Origin of the sequence: Asanoa iriomotensis (genome assembly GCF_016862515.1) — a bacterium.
GTDB classification, from domain to species: Bacteria; Actinomycetota; Actinomycetes; order Mycobacteriales; family Micromonosporaceae; genus Asanoa; species Asanoa iriomotensis.
The window spans coordinates 44,981-59,298 of sequence record NZ_BONC01000048.1 but is presented as its reverse complement, the minus strand read 5'-3'; the positions used below and the strand labels follow the sequence as shown (position 1 = coordinate 59,298).

The following is a 14,318-nucleotide window of genomic DNA, read 5'->3' as shown; positions in this document are numbered from 1 at the left end:
GACAGGACAGGCCCTAGCCGCGCAACATGGCGGCACCCGCCGAGCTCAGACAACAACCGACCGCACGCGGGGGCGCGCCGGTATTCGCTCCACCTACGCGCCCGACCGAGGCCGTGCGCTCAGCGCGACATGCGTGCCTGACCAAAGGCGCCAGCCCACGCGGGTTCGGGTCGGACAACACCGGTGTCCGACCCGGGCCGGACGCAACACACTGGTATCCGGCCCCGTGCTCGACGCGGCATGCGCCGGGCTGAGAAAGCCGTCAGCCCGGGCGGTGGCGTCGCCGGCCCTTGATCGGCAGGCCAGAAAAGCACACCCCGTCAGGGCAGGCGGGACGACCAGATCAGGCTCAGGCCGGCGGCGATCAATCCGAGGAGCAGGGCGAAACCCGCGTACCAGTGGGTGACCTCGCGCGGCTCCACGCGGTGGCCGATCGAGCTGCCCATGTCCTCGTACACCCGCTTCAGTTCCGAGGCGGTCGCCGCCTCGTAGAAGAAGCCGCTCGTCGTCTCCGCGAGCTGCGCCAGCGACAGCCGGTCCACCGGCACCCGCTGCAACTGACCGCCGATATCAACCGTGCCGTTGTCCGTGCCGAAAGCGATCGTCGATACCGGCACGTTTGCCGCCTGGGCCGCGGACGCCGCCTCTTCCATCGGGCGCCCGGCCGTGCGGAAACCGTCCGAGAGCAGCACGATCCGAGCCGGTGGCAGGCCCTCGGCGCCGTCGGCCGGCACCGAGCGGATCGCCTCAAGCGACGTGAAGACCGCCTCGCCCGTTGCCGTGGCCTCCGCCAGGGTCAGGCCGTCGATGGCCGACGTGACCGCCGAGCGGTCCTTCGTCGGCGGGACCAGCACGTTGGCCGACTTCGCGAACGAGACCAGACCCAGGTTGTACGTCGCCGGCAGCTCCTGGACGAACTGCTTCGCGGCCACCTGCGCCGCCTCCAGGCGGGTCGGTGCCACGTCGCTCGCCTCCATCGACAGCGACACGTCGATGGCCAGGATGATCGTGGCCCGTTCCAGCGGCAGCTCGCGGTCGATCGACGGTCGGGCCATCGCCAGCGCGAGCCCCAGCAGGCTGAGCAGCAGCGCGCCCGCCGAGATGTGTTTGCGCCAGCCCAGGCCGCGCGGGGCCAGCGACTTCAACAGATCGACGTTGGTGAAGCGGATCGCGTAGTCGCGCCGGCGCAGCTGTCGCCAGACGTAGGCGCCGGCCACGAGGAGCACCGGCACCACGGCCAGGAGCCACCACGGTTGCAGGAAACGGATCATCGTGTCGTACCCCGGGTGCGTGCGTGTCGCTGTGCGGCGACGAACCTGACGATGTCGAGGAGCCAGTCGGAGTCGGTGCGCAGGCGCAGATGCTGCGCGCCGGCGGTGCGCAACGCGTAGGCGATCGCGGAACGCTGTGCGGCGGCCCCCGCCGCGTACCGCGCACGCAGTTTCGCGTCGCCCGTGTAGACCTCGTGCAGCGCGCCCGTCTCCGGGTCGGCGAGCACGAGCACACCGACGTCGGGCAGTTCCAGCTCGCGCGGGTCGACGATCTCGATGGCGAGCACGTCGTGCCGCACGGCCAGCTTGCGCAGCGGCCGGCCCCAGTCGTCCGGCGGGGCCAGAAAATCGGAGATCACCACGGCCTGGCCACGGCGGCGCGGTGGGCGGTTGAGCATGTCGACGAGGGCACCCAGGTCGGTTCTTCCCGGTTGGATGGGTGTACGCGCGACCGCGCGCAACAAACCCTGCGCCTCCTTGCGCCCGGGCCGGGCGGGCAGCCGCACGGTGTGGCCGCCGCCGGTGCCGACCACGGCGCCGATCCGGTTGCCGCCCCGCACCGTGAGGTGGGCGACCGCCGCGGCCGCCGCCACCGCCAGGTCGCTCTTGAGCATCCGGGCCGTGCCGAACGACAGGCTGGCCGACAGGTCGACCGCCAGCCAGGTCTCCAGCTCGCGGTCGGCGACCGTCTGGCGGGTGTGCGGCACCGTGGTGCGTGCCGTGACGGGCCAGTCCATCCGGCGCACGTCGTCGCCGGGCCGGTATTCCCGGGACTCGCCGGGCTCGGTGCCCGGGCCGGGCAGCAGGCCGATGTAGTCGCCCTGGAGCAGCCCGTCGAGCTTGCGGGTGATCAGCAACTGGAGCCGGGAGAGCACCTGCTCCGCCCGCGCGGTCGCCACCCCGCCGCCGATCGCGGCGTGCAACCCGCCCGTGCTCGCCATCCGGTCAGCGCTGGAGCCGGTGCGAGGCGGGTCGGCGGGCGTGGTCACGGCAGGCGACCCGGCCAGGCGCCGGCGGGCTGCTGCTGCGGGGGTTGCCCGCCCGGTGCCGGGGCCGCGTTCTGCCGGGGCGCCACCGACGGCATCGGCACGGCGCTCATCAGCCGCGCGACGATGTGGTCGGCCGGCACGTCGTCGGCGAGCGCGTCGTAGCTGAGCACCAGCCGGTGGCGGAGGATGTCGGGCGCGATGTCCTGGACGTCCTGCGGCAGCACGTAGTCGCGACCCCGGAGCAGGGCCAGCGCACGGGCGGCGCGGACGATGCCGAGGGAGGCGCGCGGGCTGGCGCCGTATTGAATCAGCTGGGCGACGTCCGGCACGCCGGACTCGGCCGGGTTGCGGGTGGCCAGCACCAGCCGCACCGTGTAGTCGACCAGCGCGTTGTGCACGAACACGCCGTCGGCCTTGGCCTGCAGCATGATCAGGTCGGCCGGGTTGAACACGACGGCCGGCTCCGGCGGCTTGACGCCCATCCGGTAGACGATCTCGCGCTCCTCGGCGTCGGTCGGATAGCCGACCAGGATCTTCATCAGGAAGCGGTCGCGCTGCGCCTCGGGCAGCGGGTAGACGCCCTCCTGCTCGATCGGGTTCTGGGTGGCCATGACCAGGAACGGGTTGGGCACCCGGTGCGTCTCGCCGCCGATCGACACCTGCTGCTCGGACATCACCTCGAGCAGCGCGGACTGGACCTTGGCCGGCGCCCGGTTGATCTCGTCGGCGAGCAGGAAGTTGACGAACACCGGCCCTAGCTCGACGTCGAACTTCTCGCTCGACTGGCGGTAGATCCGCGTGCCGACCAGGTCGGCGGGCACCAGGTCGGGGGTGAACTGCACCCGGGCGAACGTGCCGCCGACGACCGTCGCGAGTGTCTCGACGGCGAGCGTCTTGGCCACGCCCGGCACGCCCTCCAGCAGGCAGTGGCCGCGGGCGAGCAGGGCGACGAACATCCGCTCGACCATCCGGTCCTGGCCGACGATGACCCGCTTGACCTCGAAGAGCGCGCGTTCGAGCAGCGTCGCGTCCTGGGCCGGCGTGGTCGCGGCCGGAGGATCGCCAGGCTGCCCACCCGTCGGCATGACCGGCCCGGCGCCGTTCGTGGCGGCGTCGGGTTGCGGGGAGTCGGGTGCGGTCGGCTGGGCCACGGGTCCTCCACAGTCGCGTCAACGTGTCGGCAGCGCGTCTCAGTCTGGCGGTGGAACCTGGGAGCGCGATGACAAGCCTTGCATGCCGCGCGGCGTGGCGTGCGCGCAGAACCGGATTCCGCTGGTCGCGACGCACCGGAAGACACGGGTAGACAAAGAGGGGAACGTCACGTGTACGATTCCTCCACGCCGGGCGGCTTCCCCCGTGGTCGCCCGGCGCTTATCTTTCCGTAGACTCGATCCGATGGACGCCGAGCTGGAGCCTGTCTGCTCCGCCAAGGGCTGCCGGCGCGAGGCCGTCTACGAGATCCGGTGGAACAATCCCAAGATCCACCCGCCCGAACGGCGCAAGGTCTGGCTGGCCTGCGAGGAGCATCGGGAGAGCCTGGCCGACTTCCTCGACCGCCGCGGCTTCCTGCGCGAGGTGGCGTCCTTCCGGTGATCCCCTACTCTCACAGGGGTGGATATCGCCGCTGCCGGGCCGACCAGCCCTCTGGAGCCCTGGCCCGACACCGTCGACTGGCAACCTGTCTCCCGTGACCTGATCTGGGTCGAGCTGATCCGGTGGGGGATGGCCGCCCTCAGCATGCTGCTGCCCCTCGGCATCCTGTGGGCGGTGTTCGGCGTCTGGCCGCTCGGGCTGGCCTTCGTCGCCGTGCTGGTGCTGATGCTCTGGCGCGTCTGGACGATCTTCCGGGCCGTGCGGGCCTGGGGCTACGCCGAGCGCGACCACGACCTGCTGGTCCGGCACGGGCTGCTGGTGCGGCGGCTGTCGATCGTGCCGTACGCGCGGATGCAGTTCGTCGACGTCAGCGCCGGTCCACTGGAGCGGGCGTTCAACCTGGCCACCGTGCAGCTGCACACCGCCGCCGCCGCCAGCGACGCCAAGGTGCCCGGCCTGCGCCCGGCCGAGGCGTCGCGGTTGCGCGACCGGCTGACCGCGCTCGGCGAAGATCGCGCCGAAGGGCTGTAGGGCCGTGGTGGTCATGGGAGAGGAGCCCCGCCGCCGGCTCCATCCGCTGAGCCCGCTGCTGCACGGCGCCAAGGCCCTCGTCGTGATCGTCGTCGCGCTGTCCTGGCAGACGCTGCGCGAGGTCGGCCTCGGCTTCTTCGCGCTGATGGTGCTGGTGGTGGTGATCGGCGCGGTGATCATGTCGGTGGTGAGCTGGTACAACACCGGTTACCACGTGGTCGGGCACGAGCTGCGGGTGTACGAGGGCCTGCTGTGGCGGCGCACCCGGGCGATCCCGCTCGAACGGTTGCAGTCGGTGGAGGTCGTCCGGCCCCTGCTCGCGCAGCTCACCGGGCTCGCCGAGCTGCGGCTCGAGGTGGTCGGCGGCGGCAAGACCGAGGCGCCGCTGGCCTACCTGTCGGTGGCCGACGCGGCGGCCTTGCGCGACCGGCTGCTGGCCATCGCGGGGCGGGCCCCCGCGGCTGCGGAGGACGCGGCGACCCCGCTCGCGCCGCCGCGCGTACCCGGTGACGGGCCGTTGCTCCTCGCCGTTCGCAACCGGGACCTGGTGATCAGCCAGTTGCTCACGCCGCAGGCCATGTTCTTGCCGATCGGCGTGGCGTTCGTTGTGGTCCAGTTCGGTTTCGACCCCTCGTGGTCGTTCATCGGCGTGGCGAGCACGTTGACCGCGATCGCCGGCGTGCTGCTGCAGCCGGTGCGGCGGGTCCTCAGCGACTGGAACTTCCGGCTCTCCCACGCCGACCGGGCCATGCGGCTGCGGTTCGGGCTGGTGGAGACCCGGTCACAGACCGTGCCGGTCGATCGGGTGCAGGGCGTGACCGCGACCTGGCCGCTGCTCTGGCGCGGGCACGGCTGGCTCCGGCTGACCCTGGACGTCGCGGGCATGGCCGGTCAGGAGAACGGCAACAACGAGACCGACCGCCTGCTGCCGGTCGGCACGGCCGCCGAGGCCGAGCGGGTGGCCGGCACCGTCCTGCCCGGGGTGACGCTGGGTGGGCTGGCGTTCGCGCCGCCGCCACCGCGTACCCGGTGGTTCCATCCGCTGGCCCGCCCCAAGATCGGCGTGGCGCTCACCGACCGGGTCGTGGCGACCCAGGAGGGGCTGCTGACCCGGACCGTGATGTTGGTCCCGTATGCCCGGATCCAGAGCGTCCGGGTGGTCCAGGGCCCGTTGCAACGACTGCTCGGTGTGGCCACGGTCTATGCCGATACGGCCCGCGGGCGCTCGGCGACCCTGCGGGACCGCGACCTGGCCGAGGCGTGGCGGCTCGCCGACGACCTGGCCCGACTGGGCCGCGCGGCCCGGCAGGCGGCCCCCGACCGCGGCGCGGCGGTCGTCCCGGCACCGACCACGGACCCCGACGCGGCACCGCTGCAGCCGAGCACCTGAGCACCTGAGATCTGCCGCCAAAAGCGCCTGGACCTCCGGTCGGCGCAAATCTGGAGTATGTGTGAGCAGGGCATCCACGGTTATCCACAGGTTGGCGGGGCTCGTAGCCTGAGCGTGGCCGAGCGCCTACGCTGTGAGGCATGGAGCAGCAACCGGAAGCGCCCTTCGCGCCGGGCCTGAGTGCGCGGGTGGAGCTGACCGTCACCGACTCCGACACCGCGCAGGCGGTCGGGTCCGGCGACGTGCCGGTCCTAGGCACACCGCGGGTGCTGGCATTGGTCGAGGCCGCGACCGTCGCCGCGACGGCGACCCGCATGCCCGCCGGCATGACCACGGTCGGCACCCGGGTCGAGCTCGACCACAAGCTACCCACGCCGATCGGCCGCACGGTGTTCGCGGTGGCCAAACTGGCCAAAGTAGACGGTCGCAAGCTCCTCTTCGAGGTCACCGTCTCCGACGGTCCGGGCGGCGATGCCGCCGTGGTGGCCGAGGGCCGGGTCGAGCGGATCTTCCTCGACCGGCACAAGTTCGTCGAGCGGGCCGTCGGCGGGTCATGAGCTCAGCGCCACCGGCGTTCGTCGAGATCGCCGACCAGGTCTACGTGCTGCGCTATCCGGTGCTCGACGTCAACGTCACGCTGGTGGTCGGCGACGAGGCGGCCGTGCTGGTCGACACGCTGTCGACCCCGGCACAGGCGGCCGAGCTGGCCGCGGCGGCGCGGCGGGTGACCGGCGCGCGCTGGGCGATCGTCAACACCCACCACCACTTCGACCACGCGTTCGGCAACGCCACCGTTGCCCGGCAGGGGCAGCCGGCGAGCACGCCGTTCCCGGCGTTCGCCGACCCCGACGCGCCGCCGGTCCCGGAGACGCGGATCTGGGCGCACGAGGAGGCGGCCAGGCTGCTCGGTCACGAGGAGACCGTCCGCCGCGCCGCCTGGGAGTCGATCCGCGAGTCGCACCCCGAGCTGGCCGCCGAGGTGGCGCGGGCCGACCTGCTGCCGCCCAACGAGATCGTCCGTGTCGACGCCGCGCTCGACCTGGGCGGGCGGATCGTCACGCTGGCCCACTTCGGCCGCGGCCACACGGCGGGCGACCTGGTGGTGCACGTCCCCGACGCCGACGTGGTGATCGCCGGCGACCTGGTCGAGGAGTCCGGGCCGCCGGACTTCGCCGACGCGTACCCCCTGGAATGGCCTGGCACGGTGGCCGCGCTGCTGCGGCTCACGAGCCCGGAGACGGTGGTGGTCCCGGGCCACGGCGCGCCCGTCGGCCAGGGCTTCGTGACCGGCCAGCACGAGGAGCTGACCGAGCTCGAGTGGCTGATCCGCAACGGCCACGCGGAGCGCGCCCGGGTCGACGACCTGACCGAGCGGGCACCGTTCGGCGCCGCGGCGCACATCGCGATCAAGCGCGCCTACGCCGTCCTCGACGGTGCGTGAGAGGCGGCCCCGGCACGCGTGTGCCGAGGCCGCCCCGCACAACTACGAGCCGACGCAGGTCACCGTCGGCAGCGCGTTGGTGGCGCCGGAGCTGGCGAGGAAGCCGAAGGTCGTCGTGCCCTCCGGTGCGATCGCTCCGTTGTAGCTCACGTTCCTGATGGTCACGTTCGTGCCCGAGACCGTCGACGTGCCGTTCCAGACCTGGGAGAGCGTCTGGCCGGACGGCCAGGCCCAGGACGCGGTCCAACCGCCGTACGTCTGCGTGCTGTGGTTCATGATCGTGACCTCGCCCTGGAAACCGCCGGTCCAGGCGTTGACGATCCGGTAGACCGCCATGCAGCTACCGCCCGGCGGCGGGTTCGTCGGTCCGGTGGTCGGGCCCGTGGTGGGTCCCGCGGTCGGGGTGGCCGTCGGGGTGGCCGTCGGGGTCGGGTTCCCGGGGTTCTGCCCGTTCGGGCCGACGCCGGTCACCTGGCCGTTGCCGCCGTCGAAGGTCACGTCGGAGCAGCCGAAGAAGTTCTCGTTGCTGTCCGAGCGCACCCAGCGTGAGTAGATCAGGTGCCGCCCGCTCTTGCCGGACGGCAGGTTGCCGCTGAAGTAGTAGTGACCCTCGTTGGTGCCCGGCCCGCCGTTCTGGGGCGGGTTGGTCACCGTGAGGAACGGCGACGACTCCAGGTCGCTCCAGGCCAGCGCCCGGGTCGGGCTCCAACTGTCCCGGGTCACGTAGAAGTAGAACGTGCCCGGGTGGTGCGCCCAGTTGGAGTACTTGAAGTCGAACCGGGCCCCGGCCGTCAGGTGCGTCAGGGGCCAGTCGTTGCGGGCCTGGTTGTAGGCGGCGAAGGTCGCGTTGCCGCCGCTGCAGAGTTGGCCGTCGGGGATGAAGCCGACGGTGCGCCCCGCCGCGTCCGAACGCAGCACGCTGAACCAGTTGTAGAGCGGGTTGGTCCCGCCCTGCTGGACCGCGGCGGTGCAGGCCGGGTTGTTCGGCCTGATGTCGCCCTGCGGCGACAGGCCGTCCTTCCAGCACAGGAAGGTGCGGCTGCCCGGTGCCATCGGCGTGCCGTGGCCCTCTGCGGGCAGTTGGCTGACCACCGACACGAGTCCGGCGGCGAGCATGGCGGCGGCGCCGAGCACCGCCGCCCTGCGGATGAGTCTCACGGTTTGGCTCCTCGGGGGAGTCGGCGCGACATGGCGCGCCGGAGTCGACTCGGGGAGCGCGGGCTCGCGGGCATGCCGCGGCGCGCTCGTGACCCACCTGTGCACCCGTCATGGTGGGCGGCGCCATCCGCGTGTATAGCCCGGCATGGATATCGCACCACGACGGGGTGCGCGGCGGCAAGGGTGGCGCTGAGAAGATGCAACCCATGGGTGGTTACGCGGTGGTGCTCGGCGAGGCGTTGATCGATCTGCTCGACGGCGAGTGCGCCGGCGAGCGGGTGTTCCGGCAGGCGATCGGCGGTGCGCCGTTCAACGTCTCGGTCGGGGTGGCCCGGCTCGGCGGCGCGGTGTCGTTCGCGGGGTCGGTGGGCGACGACGCGCTGGGCACGCGCATCGTCGACTACCTGACCGAGGCCGGGGTCGACGACCGGGCGCTGGTACGCGTGCCGGTGCCGACGACGCTCGCGGTGGCCACGTTCACCGGTGCCGACCCGGAGTTCCGCTTCTACGGCTCGCCGCCGTCGTACTCGCTGCTCACCGACGTGCCGCGCGACCTGGTCGCCGGCGCGGGCGTGGTCTACTGCGGCTCGATCGTGCTGCTGCACCCCGAGTTCCTGGCGGCCGCCCGGTCGGCCTGGTCCGCGGCCGGCGGCCTGCGGGTCTTCGACCCCAACGTGCGCCCGACGCTGCTGCCGACGCCCGCCGACGTCGACGGCCTCCGGACCGTGGTCGAGGAGTTCTGCGCGAGCGCCGACCTGGTCAAGCTCAGCCACGCCGACGCCGCCGTGCTCTATCCGGGTCTGTCGCTCTCGTCGGTGGCCGGCGACCTGCTCTCGTCGGGTGCCCGCGCGGTGGTGGTCACCCGCGGGCCGGCGGGTGCGCTGGTCGCGTTCGGCGACGAGCGCGTGGAACTGCCGGCGCCGGTGGTCGAGGCGATCGACGCGACCGGCGCGGGCGACTCGGTGATGGCGTCGCTGATCGCCGGGTTGCTCGCCGAGGGCGCTCCGGCCACGGTCGAGGGCTGGTCGCGGCACGTGTCGTACGCGCTGCGGGTGGCGGGTCTGGTCTGTGAGCGTCCCGGCGGCGCGGTGGCCATGCCGACCCGCGACGAGGTGGCGGCGAGGTACGCGGCATGAGCCGGCGGGTCGGTTTCACACAGGGGTACGCACCGGCGGTCGCCGCCGGCAACGTCGACGGTTTCGTGCTCGCGGGCGAGGTCTGGCTGGCGTGGCGGGACGGCACGTTGGACGCGACCCGGTTCGGCGGCGGCGCGGCCGTGCGTGACGCCGTGTTCCGCGATCTGGCCTACGCCAACGGCGACGAGGTGCCGCTCTCCCGCGTCTGGGGTCCGATGGGTCCCGACCTGGTCGACGACCTCGACGTGGTCGACGAGTTGGCCGCCCTGCTGGTGGCGACCTTCCTCGGCGACGAGGTGGCCGAGCGGGAGCTGGCCGAGCGCTACACGAGCGACCACCGGATCCGCCCGCCGCGCCGGCCCTAGATTCGCGCGCCACCTTCCGGCGCCGTCGATGGTCTAAGCCGATGACGACGACGGCGGATGGAGGTGGCGAGTGGACAGCGAAGCCGACCTGCGTGCGATCTACCTCGCGTCGGCGGGACGCCTCGTGGCGGTGCTCTACGCGCTCACGGGCGACTACGCCGAGGCCGAGGACGCGGTGCACGAGGCGTTCGCCCGGGCGCTGAGCCGGCCGGGCCAGCTGCGCCGGGTGGACAGCCCCGAGGCGTGGCTGCGTACGGTCGCGATGAACATCGCCCGCACCCGCTTCCGGCGCCGGGTGCTGCTCGACCGCATCGTCCACTCCGGACGGTTGCGGCCGCGAAGCGTACCGCCGATCTCGCCGGACCGGGTGGCCCTCGCCGACGCGCTGCAGGAGCTGCCCCGGGTGGTGCGGGAGTGCCTGGTGCTGCGTTACGTAGCGGACCTCACGATCGCGGACGTGGCCCGGGCCCAGCAGTGCAGCGTCGACGCCGTCAAGTCGCGCCTGCTGCGCGGCCGGCGGGCGCTGGCCGCGCGCCTCGACGACCGCCTCGACGACAAGGAGGAGAGCCGTGCCTGACCTCGACTTCACCGGGCTCGCCGAGGAGGCCCGGCAGGCGTTCAAGCCCCGCTTCGACGAGGTGGTGCGCCGGACCCGCCGCCGGCGCTGGTGGTTGGCCGGGCTCGCGACCGTGGCGGTGACGCTGGCGAGTGGCGGCGTCGCGGTCGGCCTGGCGGGCGGCACCGCGAGCACGCCCGACGAGACCCAGGTGACCCGGCGGGTCGCGTTGACGCCGGTGGCGGTGGGCGACGCCGCGCGTTTCTACCAGCTTGTCCAGAGCTGCGACACGGTCGTGTGCCACGACAGGTTCGGCGTGTCCAGCGACCGTGGCGCGCGGTGGACGCTGCGTGACGCCCCCGGGCCCGCGGACGCGAGCCGGGAGATCCTCCTCGCGGTGAACCTCACCGTCGTGGTCGCGGCCCGCCAGGGCAGCGAAACGACGCACTGGGTCACCACCGACGGCGGGCAGACCTGGCGGCCGGCGACGGCCGAAGACCGCGAGCTGGGCGTGAACGACCGGATCATGTTCGTCGACGGCTCCCGTGTCGTGAGCGTCGCGGCGGGCACAGGTCGGGTGGGTGTCGCACCCGGAGAGGCGCCGCTGAAGGAGGCCCGGCCGTTCGAGGCGGGCAGCGCGTGGGGCCTGGTGGGTTTCACCGGGAACCGCACCGGCCTGTCGATCGCGTGGAGCGTGCCGGGCGCACGGCCCTGGGAGGTGCTGCCGCTGCCCCGCGACGACGGGTTCATGGACGTCACGACCGCGAACGGCACGGACGTCTACGCGCTCTACCAGGGCGAAGGCGGCATCCAGGTGTACGCGAGCCGCGACGGTGGGCGGACCTGGACACCCGGCGCGGTCGTGCCGGACCCGCACGGCTCCGGGCCTATGCTCGCGACCCGCACGGGCCTGCTGTGGCTCGCGACGACCACCGCGGTGCTCAGCAGCACCGACGGTGGCCGGACCTTCCAGCCGCACCCCCGCTTCGTGGCCGCGGGAGCGCTCACGTTCGACGTCGCGACCGACCTCTACGTCGCGTCGACCAAGGGCGTGAACCCGCGGGTCTGGGTGTCCGAGGACGGCCGGACGTGGGCGGAAACGCCGAGCTGACCCCTCAGAGCGGCCCCTCGGGGGTGTTGCCCAGCGCGGGTGTCATGCCCGCGGTGAGCTTGTCGATCTCGACCAGGTCGTCGGCGCTCAGCGTGAGCTCGGCGGCCTGGGCGGCGGCCTCGATGTTGCGGGCGTGCCGGGCGCCGACGATCGCGACGTTCACGCCCTCCTGCGCCAGCACCCAGGCGACGGCGAGCTGGGCGACGGTCATGCCCCGGCTCGCGGCGAACGTGGCGAGGCTGTCGACGATCTCCAGGTTGCGGATGAAGGTGTTGCCGGTGAACGCGCTCGACTTGGCGCGCCAGTCGTCGGGGTCGAACCGGGTCGACGCGTTCAGCGCGCCGGTGAGCAGGCCGCTGCCGAGTGGGCTGTAGGCGAGGACGCCGATGCCGAGGCGATGCGCGTACGGCAGGATGTCGTCCTGGATCTCCCGCTGGAACAGGTGCAGCGGCGACTGCAACGTCTCCACGGGCCGCACCGCCTCGAACGCGGCGAGCGCGTCGACGTCGTAGTTGGACACGCCGACGTGGCGGATCTTGCCCGCGTCGACCAGCTCCTGCAACGCGGTCGCGGTCTGCTCGGCCGGCGTCTGCGGGTCGGGCCAGTGCACCTGGTAGAGGTCGATGTAGTCGACGTCGAGTGCGCGCAGGCTCGACTCGACGCCGGCGCGCAGGTAGGCCGGGCGCGCGTCGCGGGTCCGCTCACCGTCCGGGTCGATGCCGCCCTTGGTGGCCAGCACGACCGACTCGCGGTCGCTCTTGAGCGGTGACCGCAGCGCGCGGCCGAGGACCTCTTCCGAGGTGCCGTAGCCGTACCCCTGTGCGGTGTCGAAGAGGTTGATGCCCAGGTCGTAGGCGCGCCTGATCGCGGCGACGACCGCCGTGTCGTCGAAGCTGCCCCAGTCGCCGCCGAGCTGCCAGGTGCCGAACGCGATCCGGGACACGCGCAGGCCGGACCGGCCGAGTTCCGTCATCCGCATGTCTTCATGCCACACCCGAGCGGCTTCGCTGGGCGCCGCTTCGGTCGGACTGAGAAGCAGATCACCGGGCGTGTAAAAGATTCTCGACATGAGGTCAAAGATTTGCTACCTTGCTGGTGTCAAAGATTCTTCACATCGAACGGAGTGGGTCGATGACCCTCGAGGAGAGACGGGCCTGGATCCGGCTGGTGGTGGCCGTGGTCGGCTATGCGGTCTACCTGGTCGTGGTGCTCGGCCGCGTCGACGGTGGGCCGCTGACGTCGGTGTCCTACGCGGCGCCGCTGCTCTGGACGGTCGGTGGCGCGATCGTGGCGACGATCCTCGCGGAGGTCGCCGTCGCGGCGGCCAACCCGCGGGCGTCGCAGCTCAAGGACGACCGCGACCGGCACATCGGGCGCCTCGGCGACCAGGTCGGCCAGCCGTTCGTGGTGATCGGCGCGGTCGCGGCGATGCTGATGGCGCTGCTCGACTGGGCGCCGTTCTGGATCGCCAACGTGATCTACCTGTGCTTCGTCCTCTCCGCGGTCGTCGGTGGCGTGGCCAGGGTCGTGGTCTACCGCGGCAGCGTGCCCGAGTGGTGAAGCCGACCCGCGTGACCAACCGCATCCGCGCCCTGCGGTTCGCACACGACGAGATGACCCAGGCCGACCTCGCCGACCGGATCGGCGTGACCAGGCAGACCCTGATCGCCATCGAGCAGGGCCGCTACTCGCCGTCCCTGGAGATGGCCTTCCGCATCGCCCGCGTGTTCAAGACGCCGCTCGACGACGTCTTCCAGTACCCGGAGGAATCACCGTGAAAGCTGTCGCGCAATCGGTGTACGGCTCGGCCGACGTGCTTGCGCTCCGCTCGCTGCCGCGCCCTGTGCCCCGCCCTCGTGAGGTGTTGGTCGAGGTCCGCGCCGCGGGCGTCGACCCTGGTGTGTGGGTCAACATGACCGGGCGGCCCTACGCGTCCCGCGTCGCCTTCGGTCTGACCCGACCCAAGGTCGCGGTCCGCGGCCGCGCGCTGGCCGGTGTGGTCGCCTCCGTCGGGGCCGAGGTCACGACCTTCAAGCCCGGCGACGAGGTGTACGGGACGTGCGGCGGCGGCAGTTTCGCGGAGTTCGCGGTCGCGCTGCCGCGGCGGCTGGCGCCCAAGCCGGTCTCGCTCAGCTTCGTGGAGGCGGCGGCGGTGCCGATCTCGGCCGTCACGGCACTGGCGGCGATCCGCGACGCCGGGCTTCGGTCAGGCGACGTCTCTGGCCGGAAGGTCATGGTGATCGGGGCCGCCGGCGGCATCGGCGCGTACGCGGTGCAACTCGCCGTCGCGGCGGGTGCATCGGTGACGGGCGTGTGCGGGCCGGGGAAGGTCGAGTTGGTGCGCTCGCTCGGCGCCGCGGACGTCATCGACTACACGACGGCGGAGGTCGACAGTCTTGGCGCGGTCCACGACGTCGTCATCGACACCGCCGGGTGCCGGCCGCTGGCCTTGCTCCGGCGGGCCATGACACCCCGCGGCAACCTGATCCTGGCGGGCGGCGGGCACGACGCGGGCGGGTTGCTGGGCGGCTTCACGCGCCAGTTGCGCGCACCGTTCGTCTCACCGTTCGTCAGCCAGCGGGTGGCCGGGCTGACGGCGCTGGAGCGCGCCGAAGACCTGGAGGCCCTGACTCCCATGTTCGACGAGGGCACGCTCAAGCCGGTGATCGACCGGGTCTATCCCCTCGCCGACGCGCCGGCCGCGATCTCCTACCTGGCCGAGGGCCACCCCACGGGCAAGATCGTCGTAGCGATCTAGGCGAGTGTGGTCACCATCG

17 protein-coding genes are annotated in these 14,318 nt (G+C 72.5%); 12 read left to right on the top strand and 5 right to left on the bottom strand.

What is annotated here, in order from left to right:
- Positions 1 to 320: 320 nt before the first annotated feature.
- Genes Air01nite_RS28240 through Air01nite_RS28230 form a run of 3 tightly spaced genes read right to left on the bottom strand, consistent with a single transcriptional unit; the run spans position 321 to position 3,411 of the window.
- The gene (locus Air01nite_RS28240) at positions 321 to 1,271 is read right to left on the bottom strand and encodes a VWA domain-containing protein (RefSeq protein WP_203706356.1); all 951 of its coding nucleotides are present in this window, start codon (positions 1,269 to 1,271) and stop codon (positions 321 to 323) included.
- Complete coding sequence (locus Air01nite_RS28235; protein WP_203706362.1) at positions 1,268 to 2,212, bottom strand: DUF58 domain-containing protein; 945 nt, start codon at positions 2,210 to 2,212, stop codon at positions 1,268 to 1,270. Before Air01nite_RS28235 ends, Air01nite_RS28240 begins: the two co-directional genes overlap by 4 nt.
- Before the next feature lie 44 nt (positions 2,213 to 2,256).
- On the bottom strand, positions 2,257 to 3,411 hold the full coding sequence (locus tag Air01nite_RS28230) for an AAA family ATPase (RefSeq protein ID WP_203706355.1): 1,155 nt from the start codon (positions 3,409 to 3,411) through the stop codon (positions 2,257 to 2,259).
- A gap of 244 nt (positions 3,412 to 3,655) precedes the next feature.
- Here Air01nite_RS28230 and Air01nite_RS28225 point away from each other — a divergent pair, with 244 nt between their 5' ends.
- From Air01nite_RS28225 to Air01nite_RS28205, 5 genes are all read left to right on the top strand, one after another.
- Positions 3,656 to 3,853 carry an acetone carboxylase gene (locus Air01nite_RS28225; protein WP_203706354.1) on the top strand — a complete coding sequence of 66 codons (198 nt, stop codon included), beginning with the start codon at positions 3,656 to 3,658 and terminating at the stop codon, positions 3,851 to 3,853.
- An 18-nt stretch (positions 3,854 to 3,871) separates the two neighbouring features.
- Positions 3,872 to 4,384 (top strand): PH domain-containing protein, encoded by a 513-nt coding sequence (locus Air01nite_RS28220; RefSeq protein WP_203706353.1) that lies wholly within the window; start codon positions 3,872 to 3,874, stop codon positions 4,382 to 4,384.
- 13 nt (positions 4,385 to 4,397) lie between these two features.
- A complete protein-coding gene (locus tag Air01nite_RS28215; RefSeq protein ID WP_203706352.1) occupies positions 4,398 to 5,774 on the top strand; it encodes a PH domain-containing protein in 1,377 nt (458 codons plus the stop codon).
- Positions 5,775 to 5,914: 140 nt separating this feature from the next.
- Positions 5,915 to 6,331 (top strand): thioesterase family protein, encoded by a 417-nt coding sequence (locus tag Air01nite_RS28210; protein WP_203706351.1) that lies wholly within the window; start codon positions 5,915 to 5,917, stop codon positions 6,329 to 6,331.
- Positions 6,328 to 7,215: an MBL fold metallo-hydrolase gene (locus tag Air01nite_RS28205; RefSeq protein ID WP_203706350.1), complete on the top strand. Its 888-nt coding sequence runs from the start codon at positions 6,328 to 6,330 to the stop codon at positions 7,213 to 7,215. Before Air01nite_RS28210 ends, Air01nite_RS28205 begins: the two co-directional genes overlap by 4 nt.
- A gap of 42 nt (positions 7,216 to 7,257) precedes the next feature.
- Here the strand turns inward: Air01nite_RS28205 and Air01nite_RS28200 are convergent, their stop codons facing one another.
- A complete protein-coding gene (locus Air01nite_RS28200; RefSeq protein ID WP_203706361.1) occupies positions 7,258 to 8,331 on the bottom strand; it encodes a lytic polysaccharide monooxygenase auxiliary activity family 9 protein in 1,074 nt (357 codons plus the stop codon).
- A gap of 248 nt (positions 8,332 to 8,579) precedes the next feature.
- Here Air01nite_RS28200 and Air01nite_RS28195 point away from each other — a divergent pair, with 248 nt between their 5' ends.
- The 4 genes from Air01nite_RS28195 (at position 8,580) to Air01nite_RS28180 (ending at position 11,541) form a co-directional block, all read left to right on the top strand.
- Positions 8,580 to 9,509: a carbohydrate kinase family protein gene (locus tag Air01nite_RS28195; RefSeq protein ID WP_203706349.1), complete on the top strand. Its 930-nt coding sequence runs from the start codon at positions 8,580 to 8,582 to the stop codon at positions 9,507 to 9,509.
- The gene (locus Air01nite_RS28190; protein WP_203706348.1) at positions 9,506 to 9,874 is read left to right on the top strand and encodes a hypothetical protein; all 369 of its coding nucleotides are present in this window, start codon (positions 9,506 to 9,508) and stop codon (positions 9,872 to 9,874) included. The genes Air01nite_RS28195 and Air01nite_RS28190 overlap by 4 nt, the downstream gene beginning before the upstream one ends.
- 70 nt (positions 9,875 to 9,944) lie before the next feature.
- On the top strand, positions 9,945 to 10,451 hold the full coding sequence (locus Air01nite_RS28185; protein WP_203706347.1) for an RNA polymerase sigma factor: 507 nt from the start codon (positions 9,945 to 9,947) through the stop codon (positions 10,449 to 10,451).
- The gene (locus Air01nite_RS28180; protein ID WP_203706346.1) at positions 10,444 to 11,541 is read left to right on the top strand and encodes a WD40/YVTN/BNR-like repeat-containing protein; all 1,098 of its coding nucleotides are present in this window, start codon (positions 10,444 to 10,446) and stop codon (positions 11,539 to 11,541) included. The genes Air01nite_RS28185 and Air01nite_RS28180 overlap by 8 nt, the downstream gene beginning before the upstream one ends.
- Positions 11,542 to 11,545: 4 nt before the next feature.
- Here the strand turns inward: Air01nite_RS28180 and Air01nite_RS28175 are convergent, their stop codons facing one another.
- On the bottom strand, positions 11,546 to 12,520 hold the full coding sequence (locus Air01nite_RS28175) for an aldo/keto reductase (protein WP_203706345.1): 975 nt from the start codon (positions 12,518 to 12,520) through the stop codon (positions 11,546 to 11,548).
- A gap of 152 nt (positions 12,521 to 12,672) precedes the next feature.
- On the opposite strand from Air01nite_RS28175, the gene Air01nite_RS28170 reads away from it, so the two are divergent.
- Genes Air01nite_RS28170 through Air01nite_RS28160 form a run of 3 tightly spaced genes read left to right on the top strand, consistent with a single transcriptional unit; the run spans position 12,673 to position 14,299 of the window.
- Complete coding sequence (locus tag Air01nite_RS28170) at positions 12,673 to 13,101, top strand: hypothetical protein (protein WP_203706344.1); 429 nt, start codon at positions 12,673 to 12,675, stop codon at positions 13,099 to 13,101.
- Positions 13,026 to 13,319, top strand: a complete 294-nt coding sequence (locus Air01nite_RS28165; RefSeq protein WP_486303402.1) for a helix-turn-helix transcriptional regulator — start codon at positions 13,026 to 13,028, stop codon at positions 13,317 to 13,319. Before Air01nite_RS28170 ends, Air01nite_RS28165 begins: the two co-directional genes overlap by 76 nt.
- Positions 13,316 to 14,299, top strand: coding sequence for an NAD(P)-dependent alcohol dehydrogenase (locus Air01nite_RS28160; RefSeq protein WP_203706342.1), 984 nt, complete (start codon positions 13,316 to 13,318; stop codon positions 14,297 to 14,299). The genes Air01nite_RS28165 and Air01nite_RS28160 overlap by 4 nt, the downstream gene beginning before the upstream one ends.
- Positions 14,300 to 14,318 lie beyond the last annotated feature (19 nt).

Excerpts from the sequence above, each read along its gene's own strand:
- Air01nite_RS28240 (WP_203706356.1), bottom strand. The coding sequence starts at position 1,271 with ATGATCCGTTTCCTGCAACCGTGGTGGCTCCTGGCCGTGGTGCCGGTG.
- Air01nite_RS28235 (WP_203706362.1), bottom strand. The coding sequence starts at position 2,212 with ATGGCGAGCACGGGCGGGTTGCACGCCGCGATCGGCGGCGGGGTGGCG.
- Air01nite_RS28225 (WP_203706354.1), top strand. The coding sequence starts at position 3,656 with ATGGACGCCGAGCTGGAGCCTGTCTGCTCCGCCAAGGGCTGCCGGCGC.
- Air01nite_RS28215 (WP_203706352.1), top strand. The coding sequence starts at position 4,398 with ATGGGAGAGGAGCCCCGCCGCCGGCTCCATCCGCTGAGCCCGCTGCTG.
- Air01nite_RS28210 (WP_203706351.1), top strand. The coding sequence starts at position 5,915 with ATGGAGCAGCAACCGGAAGCGCCCTTCGCGCCGGGCCTGAGTGCGCGG.
- Air01nite_RS28205 (WP_203706350.1), top strand. The coding sequence starts at position 6,328 with ATGAGCTCAGCGCCACCGGCGTTCGTCGAGATCGCCGACCAGGTCTAC.
- Air01nite_RS28200 (WP_203706361.1), bottom strand. The coding sequence starts at position 8,331 with ATGCTCGCCGCCGGACTCGTGTCGGTGGTCAGCCAACTGCCCGCAGAG.
- Air01nite_RS28195 (WP_203706349.1), top strand. The coding sequence starts at position 8,580 with ATGGGTGGTTACGCGGTGGTGCTCGGCGAGGCGTTGATCGATCTGCTC.
- Air01nite_RS28190 (WP_203706348.1), top strand. The coding sequence starts at position 9,506 with ATGAGCCGGCGGGTCGGTTTCACACAGGGGTACGCACCGGCGGTCGCC.
- Air01nite_RS28175 (WP_203706345.1), bottom strand. The coding sequence starts at position 12,520 with ATGCGGATGACGGAACTCGGCCGGTCCGGCCTGCGCGTGTCCCGGATC.
- Air01nite_RS28170 (WP_203706344.1), top strand. The coding sequence starts at position 12,673 with ATGACCCTCGAGGAGAGACGGGCCTGGATCCGGCTGGTGGTGGCCGTG.